This is a genomic window from Agrobacterium sp. SORGH_AS_0440 (assembly GCF_031453135.1).
GTDB lineage: Bacteria > Pseudomonadota > Alphaproteobacteria > Rhizobiales > Rhizobiaceae > Agrobacterium > Agrobacterium pusense.
This window is the reverse complement of sequence record NZ_JAVIYR010000002.1, coordinates 2,367,360-2,393,416: the sequence shown is the minus strand read 5'-3', so window position 1 is coordinate 2,393,416 and position 26,057 is coordinate 2,367,360. Positions and strand designations below refer to the sequence as shown.

The window sequence follows — 26,057 nt, the reverse complement described above, 5'->3', positions numbered from 1 at the left end:
AACATGCAGCAAAAAAATCTGCCGCCGATCCGTCGGCGTGCGAAAGAAGTGTCTTGGTTTCGATGCTTTGGCTGCGCCATTCGAAAGCACCTTCGGCTGGTTTTTTAGTACCGTACTGCATGGTACAGGCAGCAGGGAGGAGCGGGCATGGCACCGATATCGCAGCAGCATTTTCCAAGACCCAGGACGTTGATCCATCCCGGTATTTCCGCGCCTGTGCGCATCAACAGCCTGCGCTCGCCCTCGGCGCGCCATGTCCGGCTGTTCATCAAGCCGGGGCGCAGCCTTTACGACGGCATCGTTCAGCCGCTTGCGGGGGAAGGCATTGAAAGCGCCTCCCTGACCATACTCGGAGGGCACTTCGATGGATTGTCCTATTGCGTTGCTCCGCCTGATCCATCCGGCAACGCCGTCATCGCTTATACGAAGCCCATTGACGCCGGTGCGGCGTGGCTCATCTTCGGCAACGCCACGCTCGGGCGCAGCATGAAGGGCGAGCCGATCGTGCATTGCCATGCCGCCATGCGAACGGCGGCGGGTTTGGTCAGGGGCGGTCATTTGCTGACAGAATCCTGCATTGTCGGCGAGGGTGGCATTTCCGCGCTTGTGACCTCGCTCGACAGTTTTCTGTTGCAACAGTCTTTCGATCCAGAAACGAATATTCCCCTTCTTCAACCGAAAAATCGCATGGAGCGCGCCGATGAACATGCATGATATTGTCGAATCCGGTTCCATGGGACGCGTGGCCTATGCCCGCATAGCCCCCAATGAAGATCTTGTGCTCGGCGTCGAGAAACTGTGCCTGGCCGAGGGCTTCCGCAATGCCTTCGTGCGCGGTGCGCTGGGCAGCCTGGTGGATGCGTGCCTCGGCACCCGCAGCGGCGATTTTCTGCAGATAAGCGGCCCCGCCGTTGAAATCGTTTCGATAGCCGGCGAAGTACGCGCCCAGCCTGATGGCTCGTTGCGCGCTGCGCTGACCGGCGTTGTGGCCGATACGGAGGGTGCGGTTTACGGCGGCCCCTTCATCGCAGGCGCCAACCCTGTCTGCATGACTTTCGAGGTGACGCTGGAGGAATGGCTGCCGACGGAAAAATCGCAAGCGGCGTGAACAAGATGGGACGAGCAGGGGCGCCGTGTCGCCAAACGTCCCTGCGCCGCTCAAGCTGCGGCCTCACGTTTCTCCGTCAGAAGAAGTTCGAAGGTGACGCAAACGGGGTTTTTGCCGCGCACCAACCGCCCGCCGCTGATGTGGCGGGTGAGATCGACCATCGCAATGTCCAGCGCCGTGCGTTCACTGTCGGAGCTGATATGGCCTGCGCGGATAAGGATTTCGCTGGCGTAGGCGGTAATGGTCGTGCCGTCGTCGTAGTCCGCGCCAATAAGGCTTCCAATGCCATTGACATCGGCTTCCGGCAGGCCGAATTCCATGCAGGCCGCTTCGAGGGCGAGGCAGATGTCGGTGTTAGGCCGAACAGTGCATAAAATCGCCCTCAGTCCCGCATCCTGATGCCTACGCGGCCGGGGGATGGGTGTGAAAAGCGGAAAATTCGTTTCCTCATCCTGCCGAGCGTCGAGGATCGCTCCGTCAAGCGCCAGCGCCTCAAATTGTATTTCTTGGGCAAATTCGGCTTCGAAGGGAAGCAGATGTCCCATGGAGACGACGCCCTGAGAACTTTTCCACGAACCATGGCAGTGCAGAAACGGCTGGCCATCGCGCCGTCCCATATGAAGGCCGGCATCGATGATCGTGCCCTCAGGCATGGAAAAGGTTTCGCTGTACCAGGCTGCATGGGAGGCATCAGGAGCGGCCGCGGGCATAACGTATTCAAGCCGCTTCATCGGCACGTTTTTCAGCCTGATGTAGCCACCTTCGAAACCCCGTTCCGCAAAGGCAGCGGCAATCGCTTCGTTGACGCACATGCCGGCCCGGACGGTTAACGTGACAGGATGGACATGGCAGCCGATGGCGCGAAAGCGCTCGGGTGTCTCCGGCCCGGGGTGGACGATGCTGCGCGGAAGCGCTGCCTGGGCCATCGGCGTCATACCGCCAGCCCCGCGGTGATGAAGCCGCCATCCACGGCAAGAACCTGACCATTGACGTAGCTCGCATCATCCGACACCAGAAACGCCACGGCAGAGGCGATTTCATCGGTTCTGCCATAGCGGTGCATGGGAACACGGCTATGCCACTGATCGCGAACATTCTCGGTATGGACCGCCTGGGTCAGTGGTGTATCGACCGGGCCGGGTGCAATTGCATTGACGCGGATGCCCGATTGTCCGAGCTCGTTCGCCATCACCATCGTCAGGAGATTGACGCCGCCTTTCGAGGCACCATAGGCGCTGCGGCCCCGGTTGCCACACATGCCGGAAACCGAGCTGATGTTGACGATGGAGCCGGGAATCTCACGATCCAGCCAGTAACGCGCCGCCGCGCGAGCCACCGCGAAGCTGCCGACGAGATTGACGTCGACGATGCGGCGAAATTCTTCGACGCTGGTCTCGACGGAAAGCTTGTCGATGCCGATGCCGGCGCTGTTGACGACGGCCACCAGATCAACCGCCTGTTCAACGCCAGTCACCGTCAATGCGGCGAATGCCTCCTCTATCGACGCTTCATCCGCCACGTTGCACACGATGCCACGCGAGGCGTCGATACCGAGCTTCTCGCAGGCCGCGTCCAGCGCTTCGCGCTTGAGATCCAGCAGCCAGGGTTGCCATCCGCGCGCCATCAGCAGCTGCGCGGTGGAAAAACCGATGCCGGATGCTCCGCCGGTGATCGCGACAGCCCCTTTTGTCCCTGCCGTCCGTTGTGTCATACCCTCTCCTCCCGGTTGAATGCCGCGCGCGTCAGCCTGTCCGCTTTTCCTCGAAAACCGGCATCTGGCCGCGCTTTTCCAGCTCTTCGCGGATCATTTTCTTGGTGATCTTGCCATAGGCGGATTTTGGCATGGCATCCCAGAACACGACTGTTTTGGGCAGCTTGTAACGGGCCATCTTGCCTTCCAGATAGGCCCTGAGGTCGATGCCGGCGATGTCAGCGCCTTCTCTCGCCACGCAGACCGCCACGCCCACTTCGCCCCACACCGCATCTGGCACACCCAGAACCGCCGTCTCGCTGATATCGGGATGCATGAGAATTTTTTCTTCGATCTCGCGCGGATAGATGTTCGAGCCGCCGGAAATATACATGTCGGAGGCGCGCCCGGTGATGTAAACGAAGCCGTTTTCATCGCGGTGGCCGAGATCGCCGGTGCGGAACCAGCCGTTGCGGAAGGCTTTGGCATTGGCGTCGGGGTTGTCGTAATAACCGGCGAAGACGGCGGGACCGATCACGCAGATCTCGCCGGTTTCTCCCGCCTCCACCTCTTCGCCTGCGTCGTTCTGGATCTGCACCTCCATGCCTGTCCGGTCGAACCCGCAGGTGCCGACCCGCGCTTCCGGACCGTCTTCTGCGCTATGAAAAGAAGGGGGAAGCACGGTGATATTACCGGTGACTTCGCCGAGGCCGAAATATTGCACCAGCACCGGACCGAGCTTTGCCAATGCCCGTATCTGGTCGGCGCGATACATCGGCGCGCCGGCATAGATGACATAGCGCAGCGAGGAATGATCGAAACGATCCACGGACGGGTCTTCGACCAGCATTTTCAGAATGGTCGGCACGGTGAAGGCATTGGTGACACGCCATTTCTCGATCAGCGCCCAAACGGCGGGGACATCGAGTTTTTCCGCTGCCGGCAGCACGGTCTTTGCCCCGTGCGCCACCTGCACCAGCTGGTGAATGCCCGCGCCGTGCGAAAGCGGAGCGACAACGATGGATGCGTCGCCTGTTCCCGTGCCGGGCATCAGATCGCAGAGATGGTTGGTGATGACAAAGGCCATCTGCCCGTGGGTCAGCACCGCCGCCTTGGGGCGCCCGGTGGTGCCGGACGTGAAGAAGAACCAGCAGGGATCGTCGCGATCCACCGCCTCGCCCTTGACCTTCTGACCCAGATGACGGGCGACAATCGCATCATAATCCTCACCGAATTCCGCCTGACCGATGGCGATGGTGAAATCGATCGCTGCGGCTTCACGGCTTGCTTTCGCATGTTCGGGAAAAGCGCTGGCGCAGATCATGCCGCGTGCGCCGCTGGCCTTCGCCAGGTAGCCGACTTCATCTGGCGATTGGCGGTAATTGGTCGGCACCCACACCGCGCCCACCCGGAAGCAGGCGAACATCGATTCGAACATCTGGTTGTTGTTGGAAGACTGCACCAGAATACGGTCACCCTTGACGACACCGAATTCATTGACCAGCGCATGCGCCATGGCGTCGACGCGGGCTTCCATTTGCGCCCAGCTCCAGGTCTTTTCACCCCAGACGAAGCCGATATGATGCGGGTTGCGGCGCGCGGCCTGCGTCAGAAAATGCGAAAGGTTCATCACCCGCGTGGTTGATGGTGTGACACCGCCCGGAGGATGCTGCACGGGGCCAGGTGTCCTCATTTCACGCGCTCCATGATCGAAACATAGTTGGCAACCGCGGTGCCGCCCATGTTGAAAACGCCGGCAAGCGAGGCGCCGGGGATCTGCATGTCTCCAGCCTCGCCCATCAACTGCATCGCTGCCATTACATGCATGGAAACGCCGGTCGCTCCGACCGGGTGGCCTTTCGATTTCAGTCCCCCTGAAGGGTTGATTGGCAAACGGCCGGTCTTCAGCGCGGTGCCTTCGTGCACGACCCGGTGCCCTTCGCCTGGTTTTGCAAGCCCCATGGCCTCATATTCGATAAGTTCGGCTATGGTGAAGCAGTCGTGCGTTTCAACGAAGGAAAGGTCGTCGAGCGTAGCGCCCGCAAGTTCCAGCGACCCTGCCCATGCGCGGCGGGCGCCCTCGAAGGCCAGCGGGTCGCGGCGGCTCAGCGCCAGAATGTCATTGATCTGTTTTCTGCCCCGAAAGCCGATAGCCCGGTGGAGGCTGGCTGCGGTTTCTTCGTCGGCCAAAACGATGGCCGCCGCGCCGTCGGAAATCAGCGAGCAGTCGGTACGGCGTAGCGGGCCTGCGACATACGGGTTCTTATCGGACACGGTGTTGCAGAATTCGAAGCCGAAATCCTTGCGCATATGGGCATAGGGATTGACCGCGCCGTTGGCGTGGTTCTTGGCGGCGATCATCGCAAGCTCCTCCGAGCGATCGCCATAACGCTGGAAATAGGCCTGGGCGATGCGACCGAACTGGCCGGCAAAACCGCCGGGGATATTGGCCTCTTCTGCGCGGTAGCAAGCAGAGAGCAGAATGTCGCCTACCTCGGCGGTGGGAAGCGCCGTCATTTTTTCGGCGCCCACGACGAGCGCAATGCGGCCCCGCCCCGCCTCGATGAAATCCATCGCGCTGTACAGGGCGGCCGATCCCGTCGCGCAGGCATTTTCGAAGCGCACGGCGGGCGTATAGGCCAGTCTTTCATCACCCATTGCCACCAGGGCGCCCTGAAAATCCTGTTTCGAGAAACCATTGTTCATCACACCGACAAAAATGCCGTCGATATCGCCAACGTCGATGCCCGCATGGTCTATGGCCGGCGCGACGACTGACGCCATCAGCTGTTCGGTATTTTCAAGGGTCGATTTGCCGAAAGGCGAATGCGCCCAGCCGACGATCTGCGCTTTGCTCATTTGCTCGTTCTCCTTGCCTGTCGCTTCGGTTCGCCGTCGCCGCGCGTGCGTGCACGGCTGGCCATCATTTCTGCGATGCGTGTTTCGATACGTGTCACCTCTTCGCGCAGCAGCGCCGCCAGTTCTGGCTGACGCTCCGGCCGCATGCGGCTATCGACGGCGGCGATGCTCAACGCTCCCGCCACCGCTCCATCCGGCGTGCGGATTGCGACACCGATACCCCATGAATTGGAAAGGATGAGGCCGGGATTGAGCGAGTAGCCGTTCGCCCGGGTCAATTCGACATCACGGCGTAGCCCGTCGAGCGTGATACCGGGATAATTCGCGGCGATGAGGCCGCTATTGGCGGCAATGACGCTATCCACTTCGGCATCGGGCAGGGCGGCCAGCATGGCGAGAGATCCGGCGCCGATACCCAGCGGGTGCTCGAAACCGGCCTGGAGCGCATGGGTGCGCACGGGCCAGGTGCCTTCCTCGCGATAGAGGCAGAGAGAAAACGTATCGCGGCGTACCGAAAGGAAGCTCGAATCCTCGGTACGGCGGGAAATACGCGTCAGTCCGTCCTGGGCCATCTGCAACAATCCGAAACGGCGTGATGACAGGCTGCCCAGCACGTAGGCTTCCTCGCCGAGATAATATCGGCGTGTCTCCTCGTCCTGTTCCACGAGGCCTGCCCGGATCAACGCCAGCAGCAGGCGGCGGGCCGTTGGCTTGTTCAACCCGCTTTCGGCGACGATGCCGGAAAGCGACACACCGCGTTCGGCGTGCCGCCCCACCATGGATAGCAGCGCCAGCGCCCGGTCCACGGCACGTGCCCCTGTCAGATCGTTTTCCGCCGCAACCACCGTGGCCATATCAGGTAAACGCCCCCACTGCGCAACTTTGGCCGCCGTCGACCGGCAGGCAGATGCCCGTGATAAATTTTGCTTCATCGGATGCCAGAAAAACGGCGGCGCGGGCGATATCGAAGGCATCACCCATGCGTCCAACCGGCACCGCGGCATTACGCGCCGCCACCATTTCCTCGACGGAGGCGTACTGGCTGCTGATCTGCTTGTAGATCAGCGGCGTATCGATCATGCCCGGCAGAACGCAATTGGCGCGAATACCTTGCCGTGCGTATTGCATCGCCAGCGCCACGGTGGCCTGGTTGACCGCGGCCTTCATGGCGTAATAGGCGAAATAAGGATAGCCGGTCCAGCGGATCGAGGCGAGTGAGGAAATATTGACGATGGCGCCGCCGCCCTGCCTCAGCATCACCGGCAGAACAGCCTTGGCGGTGCGATAGACAGAGCCGATGTTGAGATCGACGGAGGCGCGAAAGTGCTCCTCATCCAGCTCTACCGGCCCGCCCATATGCGTCACGCCGACATTATTATGGAGGATGTCGATGCCTTCAAAGGCATCGCAGGTTCGTGCAACTGCCGCTGATACGGATTCCAGCTTCGTGACATCGGCGGCAACGGCGATTGCCTCAAAACCTTCTTCGCGGATGATCTGCGCGGTTTCTTCAGCCGCGCTGGCGGAGAGGTCGACACAGGCCACGCGCGCGCCCTCACGGGCAAATTGCACGGCCGCAGCCTTGCCATTGCCAAAGCCCGGCCCCGATGATCCTGCGCCAAATACAAGCGCGCGTTTTCCCGTCAGGCGACCTGTCAAAACAGTCTCCATTAAAACAGCCAGAAGTGATCGGATCGGCCCCGCTTGCGGCGGGACCGATTATTTGCTGACCCGTCAGGTCAGGCTGGCGCCAACGGCCTTTTCGAGAATGGCCCAGGCTTCGTCGCCATATTTGCTTTTCCACTCCGAATAGAATCCGGCTTCCTTGAGGGCTGCACGGAAGAGCGATGCGTCAGTATCGTTGAAGGCCATGCCCTTGCTGATCAAGTCTTCCTTCACCGAGGCGTTGAGCTTCGCCACGTCGGCGCGTTCATCCTTGCCGGCCTGATTGAGGTTCTTGGCAACGATGGTGCGCAGGTCGTCCGGCAGCCGCTCCCACGCGCGCTTGTTGGCGAGGAACCAGAAACCATCCCACATGTGATTGGTAACCGAGCAGAACTTCTGCACTTCGAAGAGCTTCGCGGTGGAAATGATGGCCAGAGGGTTTTCCTGGCCGTCGACGACGCCGGTCTGCAACGCGGTGTAGACTTCCGCGAAGTTGATGGAAGCGGGAGCCGACTTGAAGGCCTTGAACATCGAGGTCCAGAGAGGGCTCACCGGCACGCGGATCTTGAAACTTTCGAGATCGGCAGGCGTGGTGATGGGTTTCGAGGCGCTGGTGATCTGGCGGAAACCGTTGTCCCAGATCGTATCCATGGCGACGAGATTCTGTTTGGCAATTTCACCGCGTACATATTTGCCGAGATCGCCGTCCATGGCCGCCCATACGGAATCATAATCCGGGAAGGCAAAGCCGATGCCGCTGATGGACGCGTTTGGTACCAGCGTGGACAGGATCAGCGGCGAGAGCGTGAAGAATTCAACGCCGCCGGAACGCACCTGGCTCAGCATGTCGGTATCGGCCCCCAACTGGCTGCTGGGGAATATCTTGATATTGACCCGCCCGTCGGTTTCTTTCTCGATACGATCGGCCGCTTCCTTGGCGCGCACATTCATGGGGTGCGCGGCCGGCAGGTTATTGGCATATTTGTAGCTGAATTCCGCGGCGCGTGCGCGCGATACGAATGCGGTGGCAAGAACGGCAGAACCGGCGCCCGCGAGCATGGTACGTCTGTTGATGATCATTGCTTTCTCCTCCCAAATAAAAGCATGTGTCGTTCGTCGGCATGGCGGGCGGACCCGCCACGGTGTCAGAGCAGAATTGTGGACAGACCCGGAATTCCGGCAATCAGCAGCAGGCCGATGACCATGGCTGCGAGATAGGGCCAGATGGCACCCATGGCTTCATCGGGCGAGACGTTGCCGATCTTGCAGGCAATGTAGAAGCCGATGCCGATGGGCGGCGCCATCAGGCCGATATTCATGGCGACCACCACGACCATCGAATAATGGATGTCGTTGATGCCGAGCGTGCGGGCAATGGGGAACATGATCGGTGCGAGCAGAACGATTGCAGGCAGTCCTTCCAGCACGCAGCCGAGGATCATGAAGATCAGGATCGATACGATCATGTAGGTCATCCAGCCGCCCGGCAGGTCGGTTATCATCGCGGTCAATTCGAAGGCGAAACCGCTTTGCGTCAAACCCCAGGCCATGGCGGAGGCGCAGCCGAGGATCAGCAGGATCGCGCCCGAGAGCGCCGCTGTCTCCACCAGCATCGAGTAGAGTTTTTTCAGGCTGATACCGCCATAAAGCACCGCGCCGATAATCATGGCATAGAGCACTGCAATGGTGGATACTTCGGTCGCCGTTGCCACACCGCCGCCCACAAGGCTGCGGATAAGGAAAGGCAGAACCAGAGCGGGTGCGGCAACGAGTGCCGCCTTGCCGACCAGCGGCCACGGAGTGCGTCTGGCGCCATCCATGTTTTCATTGCGCGCTTTCCACCGGGCCAATACCGCCAGCACCAGAAGCAGCACCATGGCGATCATGAAGCCGGAGGTAAACAGGCCGGCAATCGATACGCCCGCTGCCGAACCGAGGACGATGAGAACGATGGACGGCGGAACGGTATCGGCCATGGCGGCGCCGGTGGCCAGCAGTGCGATCATTTCCTTGGGCTTGTGGCCGCGTCGCTTCATTTCCGGAAACAGCGCAGGTGCGACCGTTGCCATATCTGAAACCTTGGAGCCGGAAATGCCCGAGACCAGAAACAGCGAACCGAGCAGAACATAGGACATGCCCGCGCGGATGTGGCCGAACATCGAGGACAGCAGTTCGACGATCGCCTTGCCCATGCCGGTTGCGTCAAGGACGCAGCCCAGCAGCACGAATACCGGCACCGACAGCAGAATGATGCCCGACATTCCTTCATCCATGCGCCCGACCATAACGATCATCGGAACCCAGGTGGTGAAAGTCAGATAGGACAATGTTCCAAGGCCGAAACAGAAGGCAATGGGCACGCCGAGCGCCAGAAACACCGCCACGAACAGGCCGAGGAAGATCGCCAGGTTAAAATTGCCAAAGGATTCCAGTGTGGGCGACGCCAGAAACAGAAGGCCGGCAGCCACCGCAACCGTGACGATAGCGGCGACGATGTCCCGCAGCCTTTCCCTCCGGAAGAGGTTGTTCATGACCAGGAGCAACATCAGGGAGGCGCCGAATGGCAGGGCTGCGGCGCGGAAAGTCATGGGAATGTTCAGCGCCGCCGATGTGACGACCCATTCCTCGATGGCGTATTCGATTGCGGGCTTGATGATAGCCGCAAGAAATGTCGCCACCAGCACCAGCGCCAAAGAATTGATGTAACCCAGAAAACGCTGCGGAAACATGTTGAGGAACAGCGTCAGGCGCAGGTGCTCGCTACGGTCGATGGCAATGGCCGCACCCAGCATGGCAAACCACAGGAAGCACAACGACGCCGTTTCATCGATCCAGACAATCGGCAGATGCAAGGCATAACGTGATGTCACGCCGAGCAGAAGCAGGCCGATCATCAGCGCCAAAAGAATGGCTGCCATGGCCTCGACCGGCCGCATGAACCAGGAGCCCGTTACCGGCTCCGTGTGCAGTAGCTCGCCGTCGAGCACAAAGACGTCGTCATTCGCGTTTGCGGTCATGGTCATTGGGGCCTCCTCTCCCGCAGAACAACCTTCGCAATGGATGGTGGTCAGCAAGGCAGAATGTCCGGGCCCCAGCCACGATCATGGCCGGCATCAGGATATATCTGTCATCGCAAGACCGGCCAGACCCCTCCAAAAGTCTGAGCGTATCGGTATATCGCCTCCACGATATGGACCGTTACAAAATCATACGTTCGGGATACACAGGAAGAATGATAAAATCAATAGTAAAAGGACGCAATTACGCAGTTTTAGACTCGTGTATATGGGTCCATATAGTGGATCTTACTTTGGCCCATTCGAGCTTGTGCCTGTGCGATGATCCGGGCGACAGACGCCATCCTGCCTGAAAGTGAACATCGTCGGCATCGAATGATCCCCTCGATGCGCCCTGGGGCCGGGCCGCAACGCGACCCGCGCCTCAAATGTCCTTTGCGAGGCGCAGGGCGTCGTAGATCGCCGCATGGGTGTTGCGCGCCGCGACGGCATCGCCGATGCGGAACAACCGATATGTGCCTGTCGGATTGCGCGCGACGGTCTGAGCCTCTCCGGCGAGCAGGGCGTCATAGGAAACCTCCCCGAGATTTGTCGAGCCGGGCTTGAGTTCGAAATACAGTTCATCCAGCGGGACTGTACCGTGATTGACGACGATCTGGTCGACGGTGCGCTGTCTGGAAATGCCGCCATAGTCGCTGCCGACGTGGGCGACGATCTGGTTGCCGCTTCTTTCGGCTGCTTCCAGCCGGTAAGTGACGGTGAATGTGGCGTCGAGCTTTTGCAGCGAGCGCATATAGGGAACGAGATTCATGGCCATAACTTCAGGGGCGAAGGAGCGATCCGGTGTCATGATTTCCACCTTGCCGCCAGCCTTGGCGATGAGCTCGGCCGCCTGAAGGCCGGCATGGTCTCCCGCGTCGTCATAGACGAGAACATTGGCACCCGGCCTGACGTCTCCGGAAATAATATCCCACGCGGAGACGACCAGTTCGTTGCCCTTAGACAGCACCTCGGTATGCGGCAGTCCGCCTGTGGCGATGATCACCACATCGGGTTTTTGCGAGAGAACCGTGTCCGCTTCCGCCCAGCTGTTGAAGTGGAAGACGACGCCGAGCTTTTCGCACTGGCTCATGCGCCAGTCGATGATGCCGGTCATTTCCCGGCGGCGTTCGCTCTGCGCGGTGAGGCGAATCTGCCCGCCCGGATGGCTCGCTGCTTCGAAGACCACGACCGTATGGCCGCGTTCGGCACAGACCCTTGCGGCTTCGAGGCCTCCCGGCCCGGCGCCGACGATAACCACCTTCAGGCTTTTCGCAGCCCTGGTGATGGCGTGCGGCATGGTTTCCTCGCGGCCGGTTGCCGGATTGTGAATGCAGAAGGCAAGGCCGCCCTGATAGATGCGGTCGAGACAGTAATTAGCGCCGACGCAGGGACGGATATCGTCCTCCCGCTTTTCCATGATCTTGCGCACGATATGCGGATCGGTCATGTGCGCGCGGGTCATGCCGACCATGTCCACCTTGCCGGTGGCGATGGCATGCCGGGCTGTGGCAACGTCCTGAATTTTGGCGGCATGGAAGGTCGGGAAACGTGTCGCTGCACGGATTTCCCCGGCAAAATCGAGGTGCGGTGCACTTGCCATGCCCTGAATCGGGATAACGTCGGTCAGGCCGGGATCGGTGTCGATATGCCCCCTGATGACGTTGAGATAATCGATCAGACCGCTTTCTTTCAGCAGTCTGGAGATTTCGAGGCCTTCTGCCTTTCCGGTGCCACCCTCCAGACATTCATCGGCGGTGTAACGAACACCGAGGATGAAGTCCTCACCCACGCGCCTGCGTATCGCCCGGAAAACGTCGAGGCAGAAACGCATGCGGTTTTCGAGCGAGCCACCATAGGGGCCATCCAGCTCGTTGGTCAGCGGGGAGACGAACTGATCGATGAGATGACCATAGGCCTCCAGCTCCACCCCGTCCATGCCGCCAGCCTTCATACGCTCGGCGGCGTCGGCGAAATCCTTGATGACACGCTCAATATCCCAATCCTCGATTTTCTTCGGAAAGGCGCGATGAGCGGCTTCCCGCTGGTGTGAAGGTGCGAGCACCGGCAGCCAGTCGCCCTTGTCCCACCGGGTGCGCCGGCCAAGATGAGTGAGCTGGATCATGATTGCCGACCCCGCCTCGTGGACGGCGTCGGTCATTTCCCTGATCCACGGAACGATTTCATCCTTGTACGCGAGCAAATTGTTGAAGACGGGAGGGCTGTCTTTCGAAACGGCGGCTGAGCCTGCGGTCATCGTCAACGCCACGCCGCCTTTCGCACGCTCGACGGTATAGGCGCGATATCGCCCTTTCGGCATGCCGTCTTCCGGATAAGCGGGCTCATGCGACGTCACGATGATACGGTTGCGCAGCGTCAGGTGCTTCAGCTGATAGGGTTGAAGAAGGGGATCGTTCGACATGGGCCTGCTCCAAGGGGGTTATGGTGCGAGGCTAAGAGAAAATGTACATATGTGTCAATTAACAAAACACCAGTGTCTATAAGTTAGACAAGAGTGTACGCCTCGCCTTGTCGCGCAGGGACTGATTTGCTACTCAACTGTCATGGACGCGACATTAAACGAAACCGGTTGGCGTGGATCGCAGGAGGGTTGGCTTGAGGCCGCCTACGAGTCCCTGCTGGAATCGGGGGTGGATTCCGTCAAGATTTTGCCGTTGGCGAAGAAGCTCAATCTCTCGCGCACCAGCTTTTACTGGTTCTTCAAGGATCGGGAGGAGTTGCTGGCGGCGCTTTTGTCCCGCTGGCGCGACAAGAACACGGGAAGCATCCTCAGGCAATCGGAGGCCTACGCGGAAACCTTGGCCGAGGCGATGCTGAACGTCTTCGATTGCTGGCTGGATCCCTCGCTTTTTGACAGCAAATTCGAATTCGCGGTGCGCAGCTGGGCGCTGCAGTCCGATGATATCCTTGCCGAGGTTCGCAAGGCGGATGCTGTGAGGATGGAGGCGCTTTCGCGCATGTTCGTCCGTTTCGGCCATCCCGAAAATACTGCGGATGTGCGCGCCCGCACCACTTATCTCGTGCAGATCGGCTACATTTCCATGCAGGCCGAGGAAGATGTGGCAGTGCGGATGAAGAGAATTGCGGATTATATCGCCATCTATACCGGCGAGGTGCCGCAACAACGGGAGCTTGATCGCTTTTATGCGAGGCACGGATACAGACCAGGCCCCGGGGCCTGACGCCTGCGTGCGGATCTCGACAGGCGCGGACAACCCTCGGGACAGCGATAAGTGACGCGGCCAACGCCTTCGATGCCAGTCGGATTACGCCGTTTGGGATGGTACAAGAAGAAGGGGCGGCCGGGCTGCAATCTATCTGCAACATTCACCAATCAGTGGTGGGGATGGCAAGAGCTCATCTTTGGGGGAAAGTCATTGCGAATCCTGCTTCTCGAGGACGAACCCGAAATGGCGCGGGCGCTGCTCGAAGCCTTGCGCCGGCGCGATGTGCTTGCCGATCATGTCAGTACCATCAGCGATGCGGATGTCCTTGCGCGTGACGGCTCCTACGATGTGCTTGTCCTGGATCGCCGCCTGCCCGATGGTGAGGGGCTGAACCTTGTATCGGCGCTTCGCCGCAGCAAACATTCCGTACCGATCCTTGTCCTGACGGCGCTTGGAAGTGTCGATCACCGCGTTGACGGGCTGGATGCCGGCGCGGATGACTATCTCGCCAAGCCTTTTGCGATAGAGGAACTGCTCGCCCGCCTCAGGGCCCTTCACAGGCGCGGCCCTTCCATTTCCGACAGATATGCGATTTTCGGAAATCTGAGCATTGATCAAAGAAGCAATGAAGTCAGCGTTGCCGGCTCCATCCTCGAGTTGCGGCGTCGGGAATATCTGGCGCTCGAAGCCCTGATGCGGCGCCCGAACCGTATCGTGACGCGGTCCAACCTGATCGAGGCGGTTTATACGCTCGACGACGAGATCGAGTCCAATGCGCTCGATGCCCACATCTCCCGTATCAGGAAGAAGCTGGCGCAGGCGGAAGCCACGGTGGAGATTAGAGCCGTACGCAATATCGGTTATCTCATTCGGGCAAAGTCATGAGTTCGCAGCACAACCAATCCCTGCGATGGGGGCTGATGAAGCGCCTTCTCGTCCTGCAGGCTTTCTTGCTCGTTCTCTTCGTCGTTCTTCTCGTTGGCTGGATCTGGATCATCGATCCAAGGCTGGAAGGCGCCAATGAAGAGGCTGTGCGCATCATTGCGGAAAGCGTGACAAAGGATGGGCAGGGGCGGACACAGGTGTCGGCTACACCCGATCTGGAGGCGCTGAAACAGCGCTATCGCAATCTCTGGTTCATGGTGCGGGACGCGGAAGGAATCGTCCTTCGATATGGAGATATCCCCACTTCCATCGTGACGGGGGCATTTCCTTTGGGCATCGAAAGGGCGCGTCTGGAGGCTGGGGAAACAGTCCGGGCCACGATGGAGAACCGCGATACGCCCGCCGGACGGCTGCAGTTCATTGCCGGGACGGAAAAAGGTCTCGCGAATGATGGCGTGAATATCTGGATCAACATACAGCTGGATCTGGAAAAGGATGCGGATGGTGCCATTCGCTGGTTGACCGTGCTGCCGGGAATTGGGTTCATCATTCTTGTGGCCGTGGTGCCCATGTTGCTGCTGACGGGTATTGCGACATTGCTGGTGACCCCACGTGCGGTCGGCCGTTCACTGAGTGGCCTCATGGAAACGGTCACCCAAGCGCAGTCGATCAATTTCGAGAACCGGTCCGCCCGTATCGCTCGCTCGAAGGTGCCGAGTGAAATCATTCCGCTGGTGGATGCCTTCAATGTTGCCCTCTCGAAACTGGACGAGGGCTATAATCGCCGCAACCGCTTCCTGGCCGACGCCGCCCATGAACTGAGGACGCCGATTGCGATCGTGCGCGTCCGCGCCGATCTTCTTCCCGATGACACGCTGAGCCGCCAGCTGCGGGCGGATATCGACCGGCTTACCCGCGTCGCACACCAGCTTCTCGAAATGCAGGCGGTGGGCGCGGTAGACCTGCCTGCGGAAGAGCAGGATTTGAATGTTCTCGTCGAACGCATCGCGACCGATCTTGCCCCGATTGCGATGGATGCCGGTTACGAGTTCGATTTCGAGCCGAGCGAAAAAGAAGCCCTGCTGACGGTCCAGACGTCGATCATTGAGATGGCGGTCGTCAACCTCATCCGCAATGCCATCGATCACGGCGGCGGCAGGGCCGCCATTGTCGTCCGGGTGGGTGCAGCAGGAACCATAGATGTCTGCGATGAAGGTCCGGGCATACCCGTTGACGAACGCGAGCAGGTGTTCGAACCGTTCCATCGCATCAACACCAGCTCCTCCGGTGCCGGCCTTGGCCTCAATCTCGTGCAGAAAGCAGCTGAGTTGCATGGGGGCAGGGTGCTGTTCCTCGACCTTGATCCCGGCTTCTGCGTTCGGCTGGAGATCCGCTCCGTCACGCCAGGGAGCGGTGCGGGGCCATGAATCGCCTCCGGGAAGTCCGGACTCCTGAAATTCTTAAAATAAGATTAAAGAAATAAGTATAATCACATGAAAAATAACAATTATATTTAAATAAAACAGCCGCGTGTAATCCAGGCGCAATTCTCGCGCGGAAAATGCCCGTATCTGCTGCGCTCATTCGCACAGGAGACCATGGGAGCCGGTTTCCGGTTCTTCAACGCGAACGGAAACCCTGGCGCCTCAGATTGAGACGCCCCTGGTTTCGTCTGGAGTCATTGATGTCGTTCATTGCAAAATCGCTTGTTGCCATCAGTATTATGGCGGCACCGAGCGCCTATTCCGCTGATCTTGCCAACTACAATGCGCAGCAATTCGATTATACCAGTCCGCCAGCCTTTTCCTGGGATGGGGCTTATATCGGCGCACATGGCGGCGTCGCCTCACCAAAAGTCAATCCTCTGGCCAGTGGCCGTGGTCTGACGGGTGGCGTACAGGCCGGTTACAATTTCCAGTTCGGCTCCGGTGTCGTCGGGGCGGAGCTGGAGGGCTCGTATCTCGGCAACGAGGCGCGGGTGCCGAATGGCCGCCTGAGAGAGCGTTTTCGTGGCGCCGCCAAGCTGAAGGCCGGTGTGGCGCTTGATCGTACCCTTCTTTACGGCACCGCAGGTCTGACCACGACGAAATTCAAGGATGGAAACGGCGTTACCGGACCGGATGACTGGAAGCGGGGCTATCTCGTGGGAGCGGGTGTCGAACAGAGTTTCGGCGGCGGCCTGTCGGCCAAGTTTGAATATAACTACGTGAACACGGGAAATGTATCGACGACGACCTCCAGCGGCAGATCGAAGACGGATGTCAGCGATCACGTCGTCAAGGCGGGCCTGAACTATCGTTTCTGATCCGCTGACATGTGCCACAGAAGCATAAGACCGCCGCTTTCGGGTCGAAGCGGCGGTAAGGGGAAATGGCTCGAACGGCGAGGGGGCCGTAAGAGGTTCATTCGCATTCGAGTGAGGGTTGCCGGAAGCTCGTTACATACCAGTCGTTACCGGAACTGCGGGTGTAGAAAGTGTAGTAGCAATCGATGCGCTCGACATAACCAGGCGTTTCGGACACTTCGTAACGCTCGCCATGCCGCGTCGAGCGGACCTCGCCGCTTGATGATCCGGCCACAACCTGCGTCTTGTTCTTGCGCCACTGATAGGCCTGCTGGCCGGGGCCGAGGCTATAGACATTGTCAGGCGGCCCATAGTCCAGCATCACGCTGGTAATGGGTGCGCCGATATAAGTTTTCATCACGGTTGATGCGCAGGCTGTGAGCAAGAGCGATGTGGCGGCGACGAGGGTGATTGCTGGCGGGACTGCAAGTGATGACCTGTCGGACATGGGAATTCCTTTCAGCTGCGGTGAATTTCAGCAGGGATAGGAACAGGTCATTGCAGGTACATTACACTAGCAGACGGCGCGATGGACGGTCGTCTCGACGGGCCCGTGCTTCAGCGGGGCGCACGTGAACGGAATCTCGGCTTTGGTGCGCTGACAGGCTGTTGTTGACTGTGATGATACTGCTCTACAGCACCAGGGCTACGGGCGGGATTGACCGCCCTGACACTGGCCACCGGAGCCAGTATCAGCTTCCATCCGAGAGCCAGCCAGCCTTTTCAGGCAGACGAGTTAGCGGCTGCGGGCGTTCCGAAGCTGGGCGAGGGTTGCCAGCGTATTGCCGCTGATGGACATTTTGCCATTGCCGAACAAGTCGAGACGGGGATCGGAAGGCGAATTGTTCATTTCATACCTCAGCAAAAAGCGGTCAATCAGCTTGTCGACCTTGCCGGCTTCCTGCAGGTCCCTCATCTTCAGTTTCTTTTCGATCATCTTTGCCTGCATCTCGACCTTGGAATTTGCGGTTTCCGCAGGAATTCCAAGGGCGGTGCGGGTGAATTCCGAAAGCGCATTGTCAGCCAGTATGTCGTAGGCATTGGAAATGCCGCCGGCCATCCGCTTGAAATAGAGAGCAAGACGAACACCGGCGTTTTCTTCTCCCGCCCTTTCCTCCAGCGTCTGCCGAACGTATTTGTCACGCGTTTCCATCAGGCCGCGGTTGTTCTGGACATGCTGGCTGGCTGTCGCGCGAATATTCCCCTTGGTGTCGAAGTTGAAGGAACCGGCAAGCGCGCGAAAGCGGGGATCCTTTTCGGCGTTTGCGAAGCTTTTCGGGTCCTTGAGGTCGGATTTGAAGATCTTTTTCAGATAATCGGTGCTGACCGATTTGGGGTCGATGCGTTCCGCAACAAGCATGAAATCCACCAGACGGCGGTCGGCAAGCAACTGATCAACGGTTTCCAACGTCTCCATCTGCTGGCGGTAATAGGCGGCCTCCGTCTTTGCCTTTTCCTTTATCTTGTCTTTGCTGTTTTTCTGGCGATAGGCGGCGAGTTCCTCATCCTGCTTGCCTGTCGTCTCCCTGCTCTTCGAGGCCGTGTTCCATCGGGTCATTTCGAGAACGTAGTTCCGGGAGATGCGGGTAATCTCGTTTTCGGCCTGGGCCAGCCGTGGCGAGCCGATCCTGCCTTCGGCATCAAAATTATAGGCTTTCGCCAGTCGAACGAACCTTTCGTCTTTGAGGTTGCGGACATAACTTTTCGGGTCCGACAGGGCACTGGTGAAGACCTTCTTCAACTTGAACGTGGAAACCTCTTCGGGGCTGATGTTGAATGCCTTCAGCGCGAAATTGCGAATGGTAACGGCTGCCGGTGCAGCGGAGAGGAAGTCCTCCAGGTTTTTCGTCAGGCCGATATAGCGTCTGTAGTCCTTGATCGTCTTTTGGTCCGCCGCCTCCTGTGCGTCGTCGTAGCGGCTAAAATAAAGTGTCATCATCGTACTGAGCTGGGCGGCGGTCTGGATCGTCTTTCCGGCAGCGATCTTGCCTTCCCCGTCGAAATTGAACGCTCTCGCAAGATCGATGAAGCCTTTGTCCTTTTCGGCGTGAAGCGCGCTTTGCGGATCGTCGGGATTTTCGCGAAGCGCCCACTGGATTTTCTTGTCGGTATCGGTGTCGTCCCTGAGGTTGAAGGCGACGATCAACATCGTTCTAAGACGGGAATTGGATATGAGTTGTCCGGCATCGGTAATCTCGTTCATCTTTTGCGCGAAGAAGTCGCGATTGAGAACTGCGCCGGTCTGCGTCAGGCGAGGATACGATAAAACATAGGTTTCGTTGATCAGCCGCTTCTGGGTTGCCGTCTGCGCTTTCGTGCCGTCATCCACGAAACCGTCATCGCGGAAATTAAACGCTGCCGCCATTTCGAAGAGCTTGTGTGCATTGGCGATGCGCTTGTTGTACTGGCCGAGCAGATAATCGATTTTGGCCAGCGACGCCTTATCGGCGGAGGGGACTTTTGCGCGTTCGATGCGCAGATCGGCGGTCTTTGCCTGCCATTCTTCGACCAGAGGTTTGTAGGTTCTGTTGACGTAACTGTCGGCGCTGCTGATATCGCTGGTCAGAACATCCCGCAGATGTTTGTAGTTGAAGGCTTCGGCGTCGATGCCGAAGGATTTGAAAACATAATCCCGTAACCGCGTGTTTTTGAAGATGTCATCCACATGGCCGACCGTGTCGATGACGATGTTGTAGTACCGCGTTTCCTCCTTCAGTTCGTCGTCTCGTTGTTTGTGTGCATCGTGATAGGCGGCAACCAGCCGGTCCTGCTGGGTTTGCGTTTGAACCGTTTTTTCCGATTTGATAGTGCCGAAATCAAACGCCGCCGCGAAGTCGCGGTAGCGGGTGTCCTTCAGCTTGTTGGCGAAACTGTTCGGGTCGTTGAGATTGCTTTCCAGCACCTTCTTCATGAAGGCGGCGGCGTAGGTCATCTCGCCCAGGCCATAGGCCTTCATGGCGTAGGAATATAGCCTGTGGTCCTTCAGAAACTCATCGAGATTTTTGATCTTGCCAATATTGTCGGCGTAATATTTGGCGTCGCGCGATACGATCGGATCGTTTGCGACGCGTTTCAGTGACGATGCCAGGTCGCGATTATAGAGGGTGTAAGTTGTATATGCGGGCAGCACCCCAAGCCTCCGGACAATATTCATTCGTGAAAACTGTCAATATTGTTTCGGATATAACTTGTGTGTGGCTGTATTTATTTAATTTATACTTCATATAATTCTTTAGTGTTTAATTTATAAAATATTGATTCATTTAGTTCTTTTGTTCGCAGCGGTGTCGGTACAATACATCGTCGCTGGAAGGGGTAGAAAAATCGGCGGTTTATCCAAAGCAGGGGCACAGGAGCGCGCGCCCGGATCGGGGCGCAACGGCATGTCGAAATCTCCGCGGGGACAGTCCTGCGCGTCGGATTATCCATGGCGTGCTTGGCCGCAAGGCAGGTGCGGCTGCGCTATGGATTGCTGCGGGAAACCGGCGCAATGGCGGCCATTTGCTGCAATGCCCGCTCGTTCGTGCGCTTTGCCCGTGCAAGCGCATCGTCTCGATCTTCCGGCAGCGTGTAGGTCATATAGGAGAGGGAGGTTTCGAGATCGTTGTTGTTATGCCCGAGAATGGCGGCGAAATAGCTGTTCTTGGTCACGTGGGGAGGTGCGAAATTATGATAAGCCACCTCCGCATAGAGATGCCGAAGACCATAGGGCTTGGGAAGCTCCTCCTTCGGCCAGAGATCTTCGAACAGGTTAAAAACCGTGTCCCTGAGCAGCAGGCGCGTCTCCGATGAAAAATCATCGATCGACATGCCATGCCACAATTTTCCCTGCCCGCTTTCGCGCAGGCGCTTGTAGGCGGCAAGAATGGTTTCCGAGCGCGCAAGCACCGGGATCTCATAGGTCACACCGTATTTCGTTCCCTCGCCCTGTTTTGTCTTGGCCTGGCCGTTGAACAGGACGCTCCATTTGGAAATGCCCTTGCCATAGGGAGCAGGCGAAAATTCCGCCTGGGTAAAGACTTCGTAGGGTCGGCGTCCGGTCATGCCGATCAGGCCGATGCCGATCATCAGGGGATCGGCTGACAGGAGTTTGTCGGCACAGATCTTCAGAACCTGGCGGTAATTCTCGAAGGTGATCAGCGCGCCGTGCTTTCTGGCGATCTTCTCCATCTTCACCCGTCGCGCATCGTCATACATCGCAGCGTCGCCGGTGGCGATTTTCAGCATCGGGTGATCGTCGCCAAACGCCTCGCGGATGGCGTTGCGATATTTGGTGATGTAGGAGATGATCGTTGTCTGGGCTCTGCCCTTCATGGTGCTGATTTCAGCATTCCACAGGGTCTGCATCTCTTCTTTCGTGCCCATGCCGTTCATCGCAGAAATGAAATCCGCGATGCGTAGAAGAACGGTGGGTTTGCGGCCGGCTGTATTAAATTCCGCGCGTTCGATTTTCTCGACGATCGAGGTTGCTACGCCCGTTTTCGGATAGTCGGCACGTTCGATGTAGGTTTTCAGCCGCTCGCGCAGTTTTTTCATGTTGCAAATGGCAAGCGGCGTGCTCTTGGGACCGAATTCGACCTTCAAGGCGTTACGGTACTTCATGATGTAAAGTTCGAGAGTCTTTTCGGTGCGCCCATTGTCGAAATGGTAGCGGACCTCGGCGTCCCACAGATCGCGGATCTTTCTGTTGCGCGAGGCGTCGTCGTTTTTCATCGCCTCTTTGACCTGTGCGACAAAGTGGTCGATGCGTTCCACCAGGACCGGCGTTTTTGTTTTTCGTTTTGAGGAAAGCATGCGGCGGCTCCCTGAACCGGTCCGGATATATAAATCGATGGTTTGCGATCAACAGCAGCAGGGTTGCAGAAATAGATCAACATCCACTGCAGTCCGGTTCTTTTGAATAATAGTTTAGGCGATTCCGCAAGCGCGATGCGGAAAAGCGTCGGCGGCCCATTCGCCGCCAAGGATTGTCGAGGGCTCCTGTCGTAGCCCGGGTCAAGGTGGTGAGTGAGACGCCGTTATTTCGACAGCCGGGTCTTCAGCGATGTCACGATACGCTTGGCCAACCCCTCATAATCCTCGTCAAAGTGGTGGCCGCCCTCGATGCCGACCGCCTCCACGCCCTTGGCTTTCAGGCCGGGGCAGGGGTCTTCGTCTTCTTCTTCCGTGCCATATATGCATTGCACCAGCTTCGGATCGATCTTCGCGATGTCATCCACCGTTTTGCCGCCCTTGCCTTCGCCGGCCACGCCAAGCCAGCCTTCGACGGAAATTTCGAAATCCACTTCGGTGGAAAGACCCATCAGGGTCAGCTGCACGACATGCGATTTGTCGCGGTCGGGCAGCAGATTATAGGTGGCGGGGATAATATCGGCACCGAAGGAATAGCCGATCAATACCACATTGCGGACTTTCCATTCCTTGCGATAGGTATCGATGATGCGGCCGAGATCGCTTGCGACCTCCTGTGGTTTCTTTTCCTTCCAGAAATAGCGGAGTGAATCGACGCCGATGACGGGTATGCCTTCCTTCTGGAAGGCGCCGCCCACTTCCTCGTCAAGATCGCGCCAGCCGCCGTCGCCGGAATAGATCACCGCCATGGTATCCATGACAGGGCTGGTTTCCAGAACCTTGATCGGCAGGCCGAGCGGACTGTCGGTGTCGCCTGCGGCGTCGACCTGGTCGGAGAGGGTCTGGGTCAGAACCTCGTCCGCCTTGTCATCCACATCCGTCACGTCGATATCGGGATGCAGCTTGACAAGCGCGTTGACGTGGTCGCGGCCCTTCTGATCCGCAGCAGAGGTGAACAGCACGCTGACGGGGGCAGGAAGGGGACCGTCGGTCAGACCATAAACGGTTTCGCCATCCACTTTATCCTTGGTGGCGGGGGTACAGAGGATCTTCTCGAGAGGCAGGCCGGCCTTGGGGTCCACGGCGATGGCCTCCCGCACGGTGGAGACAGGGCTCTGCGCAATCATCGCCAGCGCCAGCGTTCCGCCCTTGCCGATGCCGGAAAGGATGGGCTGGCGATAGCTGCTGGTGCCGGCGGTGCGCTGGATCTGCTGCGAGAGTGACTCGATGTCCGAGATCATATAGATGCACTCGTCATCGTCGGCCTCGAGCGCCTTCAGATATTCCTTGAAGTCGATGCCGACCACGGCGGCGCCCTTTTCCACCAGCGCCTTGGCACGGGTCTCATCGGCCGCCGACCATCCGTCCGCATCGGAAATCAGGAAGACGCTGGCGAGGATGTCGCCATCAGGCACCATGATGTGCCCGGCGGGGATCATGCCGGTTTCGTATGCGGGCTTGTCCTCAGCAAAAACGGCGCCAGAAACGAACAAGGGGGATGCAAACAGGGCGGAGGCGGCCAGAACTGCTTTGAGCATGCTGAATCTTCTCATTTTCCGATCACTCCTCTGACACCGCCGCTGATCAGAACCGTCGCATCCATCAGCGCCAGAGCGGCATCTGCACCGTTCTGCACGGCAAGGTAACGCGGTTCCCATTTCGGGTGGAACTTGGCCTTGAAGGCGCGAAGCCCCTTGAAGTTGTAGAATCGTTCACCGTGTTCGAACAGTGTGCTGCCGATGCGGTCCCAGACGGGCGCCGCGTCGCGTTTAGACATGCCGGACATGGGCGCCATGCCGAGATTGAAGCTCTCGTAACCGGCCTCGCGCAGATATTGCATGATGCTGACGAAGAGAAAGTCCATCGAGCCGCGCGGCGCATCCGGCGAAAAGCGCATGAGATCGACGGTGGCTTCCTTTTTCGTATCCGTCACCATCAGATTGGCGAAGGCGGTGATCTTTCCATCCTTGCGCAGCACGGCAACGGGTTGCGACAGAATGTAGTCCGGCTCGAAAGCACCGAGCGAAAAGCGTTTTTCGCGGGTGTTATGGTGGGCGAGCCAGCCGTCGGAAACCTGTTTCAGCTCTTCCAGAACATCCTGCACCTGGGTCTTTTCGATGACCTCGAAGGTCAGCCCGTCGCGCGCGCCGCGGCTCAGCGACTGGCGAAGATTGGCAAGCTTGCCACCTTTGAGTTCGAATGCGGTGAGATCGACCAGGGCCAGTTCGCCCAGCTTGAAGGCGCGCAGACCCGCGTCGGCGCAATGGGACAGCAGGAAGGGCGAAATCTGATAGAAGGCGGCACGTGCGCCAGCGGCACGGGCTCCTTCGACGAATTGCCACACGAGGTCAGGGAAATCATCTTCATCGCCGACCGGATCGGCAAACGCGATCCATGAGCGGCCCTGAATGCCGTACATGATGAAGGCATTGCCGCTTTCGGAAAACATCACGTGCTTGTCGCCCATGCGCACCAGATTGGCATCGGCCGCATCCTGCTTCATGACAATGTCTGTAGCACTTGCGATATCTTCGGCCTTGATGGCATCCGGGCGGAAGGCTACCGGCCTCATGAGGCTGAAGATGGCGATGGTGGAGGAGGCAAGCACGAGGCCTAAAAGGGCGCGCAGTCCGCGTGGCGCTTCCTCGGAGAATTCGAACTGCCACCAGAGCGTATGGCTGTAATCGGTATCGCGATAGACGAAGAGAAGGATGGTGGCCGCGCCGGCGACGATGACGGCCATGGCCGCGAGCCAGCTTGGCCCGAGCGCCTGTTTGACCAGAGAGGCGTGACGGTTGAAGCTGCGCATGTTGGCGGCGAGCGCGACGATGAACAAGCCGAGAAAGATCGCTTCGAAAACCGCGATCGCCTTGAGAAGCGAGAGAATGAGCGCCAGAGATGCCGCAACGAGGGCGATCCACCATGCGCCATCCAGTCTCTGCCCCAAGCCACGGGAGGCGACGACGAGGCCAAGGCCGAGAATGCTGGTCAGAAAGTGAGCGGCCTCGATGATAGGCAACGGGACGAAGTTCGAGAGGAAATCCAGGTTGCTGCCCGGCGTCGGTGTCACGCTCGAGAAAATCAGCATGGTGCCGAGAATGATCGCGAATGTGGAGAGCAGCGGTGGCGCCAGCCGCACGGCAAGCTGGCTGATATCGGATACAACGGGCTTTGCCGCAAACTGCTTCATTTCCGAAACGATCATCACCAGAATGGCGACCACCAGCGGCAGCACGTGGTAAATGACGCGATAGAGAACGAGGCTTCCGAGCAGCTGATCAACGCTGATCGCATTGCCGAGACCGGCAACCATCACGGTTTCGAAGACCCCGAGGCCGGCGGGCACGTGGCTGAGAACGCCAAGCCCCACGGCCGTGGCATAGATCGCGAAGAAGGTCGGCCAGCCGAGATGCGTTTCCGGCAAGAGCACGTAAAGAACGGAAGCCGAAGCGGCGATGTCGAATGCAGACACCAGGAACTGCCGCGAAGACGTACGGCTGTCTGGAAGGCGCAGCCGCCATTTGCCGAGGCGTATCGCCCTGCCATTGCGCCCGATATAGGCCGTGGCCACGAGAATGGCGATGACGGCGAGCGCCGCGCCTCTCAGCACGAGCGGGTCGAAACCGATGATTGCGGCGATGCGGGGCGCGACGATGAAGGTTGAAAGCGCGCTCACCGACAAAAGCCCAAGGCCGAACGACAGCGTGACGAAGGCGATGACCCGTGCGATGTCTCCCGGGGAAAGCCCCAGCCGGGAATAGGCGCGGAAGCGGATGGCGCCGCCGCTCAGCGGCCCGAAGCCAGCGGTGTTGCCGATGGCATAGGCCGCGAAGGCCGTGACCGCCATTGACGGAAACCGCACTTTCTTGCCGACATATTCGATGGCATTGGCATCATAAAAAATCAGTGACAGGAAGCTCAGCGCGGTAAAGAGGATAGCAAGAAGAACCGAGGAGAAAGACGTGTCGAGAAGGGCCGCAATCACATCGTCGTATCTTACTTCCGAGGTGAGACGATAAATTGCAAACGTCATCATCACGAAGATGAGCGTTATGGCCGCGGCCGTCAGGTAGGCACGGTTCCTGGCAAAAAAGCTTTCAACCGCGGAGTCGGCAATATCGGTCTCTGTAATTTCGCTCTTGTCTGCCATTTATCTTTTCCAGCGCCGTCCCGTCGGTTGGCGAACCACAGGATTGTGTCGCTAATTCGTTTCAGTTGCGGAAATTTGCTTAGCAGAAATGCGTGACGTGTCGATGTGAAGTTTGGACGGGTTTCCGGATGATTTTGCCAATTATATTCCGATGAATGCAACCACGAAATGTGCGATTTCCGAGTTTGATGAAAACGCGACGAAATTGATCGCTCCGGTTGCTTGGTGGCGGCATTTGATGCAACTACACGCTCCTTTGGA

General features: G+C 58.7%; 20 protein-coding genes. 6 read left to right on the top strand and 14 right to left on the bottom strand.

Annotation, left to right across the window (positions count from 1 at the left end):
- The first annotated feature begins 147 nt into the window (after nt 1-147).
- Together QE453_RS21005 and QE453_RS21000 are read left to right on the top strand one after the other, a co-directional pair.
- Entirely contained in the window at nt 148-714 is a 567-nt protein-coding gene (locus tag QE453_RS21005; RefSeq protein WP_004443577.1) for a hypothetical protein, read from the top strand.
- A complete protein-coding gene (locus QE453_RS21000) occupies nt 701-1,108 on the top strand; it encodes a PPC domain-containing DNA-binding protein (protein ID WP_004443574.1) in 408 nt (135 codons plus the stop codon). Before QE453_RS21005 ends, QE453_RS21000 begins: the two co-directional genes overlap by 14 nt.
- 50 nt (nt 1,109-1,158) lie before the next feature.
- Here QE453_RS21000 and QE453_RS20995 read toward each other — a convergent pair whose 3' ends face one another.
- The 9 genes from QE453_RS20995 to QE453_RS20955 all read right to left on the bottom strand — a co-directional run bounded on the left by QE453_RS20995 (nt 1,159) and on the right by QE453_RS20955 (nt 12,800).
- Entirely contained in the window at nt 1,159-2,043 is an 885-nt protein-coding gene (locus QE453_RS20995) for a DUF296 domain-containing protein (protein ID WP_309777915.1), read from the bottom strand.
- Nucleotides 2,040-2,819 carry an SDR family NAD(P)-dependent oxidoreductase gene (locus QE453_RS20990; RefSeq protein WP_022556877.1) on the bottom strand — a complete coding sequence of 260 codons (780 nt, stop codon included), beginning with the start codon at nt 2,817-2,819 and terminating at the stop codon, nt 2,040-2,042. Before QE453_RS20990 ends, QE453_RS20995 begins: the two co-directional genes overlap by 4 nt.
- Nucleotides 2,820-2,850: 31 nt before the next feature.
- On the bottom strand, nt 2,851-4,491 hold the full coding sequence (locus QE453_RS20985) for an acyl-CoA synthetase (RefSeq protein WP_107340752.1): 1,641 nt from the start codon (nt 4,489-4,491) through the stop codon (nt 2,851-2,853).
- Entirely contained in the window at nt 4,488-5,657 is a 1,170-nt protein-coding gene (locus tag QE453_RS20980) for an acetyl-CoA acetyltransferase (protein WP_004443563.1), read from the bottom strand. The genes QE453_RS20985 and QE453_RS20980 overlap by 4 nt, the downstream gene beginning before the upstream one ends.
- On the bottom strand, nt 5,654-6,511 hold the full coding sequence (locus QE453_RS20975; RefSeq protein WP_004443561.1) for an IclR family transcriptional regulator: 858 nt from the start codon (nt 6,509-6,511) through the stop codon (nt 5,654-5,656). Before QE453_RS20975 ends, QE453_RS20980 begins: the two co-directional genes overlap by 4 nt.
- Nucleotide 6,512: 1 nt before the next feature.
- Nucleotides 6,513-7,316 (bottom strand): glucose 1-dehydrogenase, encoded by an 804-nt coding sequence (locus QE453_RS20970; RefSeq protein ID WP_309777911.1) that lies wholly within the window; start codon nt 7,314-7,316, stop codon nt 6,513-6,515.
- A gap of 75 nt (nt 7,317-7,391) precedes the next feature.
- Nucleotides 7,392-8,402 (bottom strand): TRAP transporter substrate-binding protein, encoded by a 1,011-nt coding sequence (locus tag QE453_RS20965; protein WP_004443559.1) that lies wholly within the window; start codon nt 8,400-8,402, stop codon nt 7,392-7,394.
- Nucleotides 8,403-8,467: 65 nt separating this feature from the next.
- A complete protein-coding gene (locus tag QE453_RS20960; RefSeq protein WP_004443556.1) occupies nt 8,468-10,345 on the bottom strand; it encodes a TRAP transporter large permease subunit in 1,878 nt (625 codons plus the stop codon).
- A 418-nt stretch (nt 10,346-10,763) separates the two neighbouring features.
- Nucleotides 10,764-12,800: an NADH:flavin oxidoreductase gene (locus QE453_RS20955; RefSeq protein ID WP_309777909.1), complete on the bottom strand. Its 2,037-nt coding sequence runs from the start codon at nt 12,798-12,800 to the stop codon at nt 10,764-10,766.
- A 142-nt stretch (nt 12,801-12,942) separates the two neighbouring features.
- Between QE453_RS20955 and QE453_RS20950 the strand changes: the two genes are divergently transcribed.
- The 4 genes from QE453_RS20950 (at nt 12,943) to QE453_RS20935 (ending at nt 16,756) form a co-directional block, all read left to right on the top strand.
- On the top strand, nt 12,943-13,581 hold the full coding sequence (locus QE453_RS20950; RefSeq protein WP_006698730.1) for a TetR/AcrR family transcriptional regulator: 639 nt from the start codon (nt 12,943-12,945) through the stop codon (nt 13,579-13,581).
- A gap of 195 nt (nt 13,582-13,776) precedes the next feature.
- Nucleotides 13,777-14,451: a response regulator transcription factor gene (locus tag QE453_RS20945; RefSeq protein WP_037091920.1), complete on the top strand. Its 675-nt coding sequence runs from the start codon at nt 13,777-13,779 to the stop codon at nt 14,449-14,451.
- Nucleotides 14,452-14,486: 35 nt separating this feature from the next.
- Nucleotides 14,487-15,878 (top strand): sensor histidine kinase, encoded by a 1,392-nt coding sequence (locus QE453_RS20940; protein ID WP_404977902.1) that lies wholly within the window; start codon nt 14,487-14,489, stop codon nt 15,876-15,878.
- A gap of 257 nt (nt 15,879-16,135) precedes the next feature.
- The gene (locus QE453_RS20935) at nt 16,136-16,756 is read left to right on the top strand and encodes an outer membrane protein (RefSeq protein WP_045532270.1); all 621 of its coding nucleotides are present in this window, start codon (nt 16,136-16,138) and stop codon (nt 16,754-16,756) included.
- A gap of 97 nt (nt 16,757-16,853) precedes the next feature.
- Here QE453_RS20935 and QE453_RS20930 read toward each other — a convergent pair whose 3' ends face one another.
- From QE453_RS20930 to mprF, 5 genes are all read right to left on the bottom strand, one after another.
- On the bottom strand, nt 16,854-17,243 hold the full coding sequence (locus QE453_RS20930) for a hypothetical protein (RefSeq protein ID WP_309777905.1): 390 nt from the start codon (nt 17,241-17,243) through the stop codon (nt 16,854-16,856).
- Between the two features lie 288 nt (nt 17,244-17,531).
- Nucleotides 17,532-19,925 carry a DUF1217 domain-containing protein gene (locus tag QE453_RS20925; protein WP_309777903.1) on the bottom strand — a complete coding sequence of 798 codons (2,394 nt, stop codon included), beginning with the start codon at nt 19,923-19,925 and terminating at the stop codon, nt 17,532-17,534.
- 332 nt (nt 19,926-20,257) lie between these two features.
- Nucleotides 20,258-21,589 carry a telomere resolvase gene (locus QE453_RS20920; RefSeq protein ID WP_309777901.1) on the bottom strand — a complete coding sequence of 444 codons (1,332 nt, stop codon included), beginning with the start codon at nt 21,587-21,589 and terminating at the stop codon, nt 20,258-20,260.
- A 224-nt stretch (nt 21,590-21,813) separates the two neighbouring features.
- Nucleotides 21,814-23,184: a virulence factor gene (locus QE453_RS20915; RefSeq protein WP_113380800.1), complete on the bottom strand. Its 1,371-nt coding sequence runs from the start codon at nt 23,182-23,184 to the stop codon at nt 21,814-21,816.
- Nucleotides 23,185-23,195: 11 nt separating this feature from the next.
- Nucleotides 23,196-25,796, bottom strand: a complete 2,601-nt coding sequence (gene mprF / locus QE453_RS20910) for a bifunctional lysylphosphatidylglycerol flippase/synthetase MprF (protein ID WP_244455421.1) — start codon at nt 25,794-25,796, stop codon at nt 23,196-23,198.
- Between the last annotated feature and the right edge of the window lie 261 nt (nt 25,797-26,057).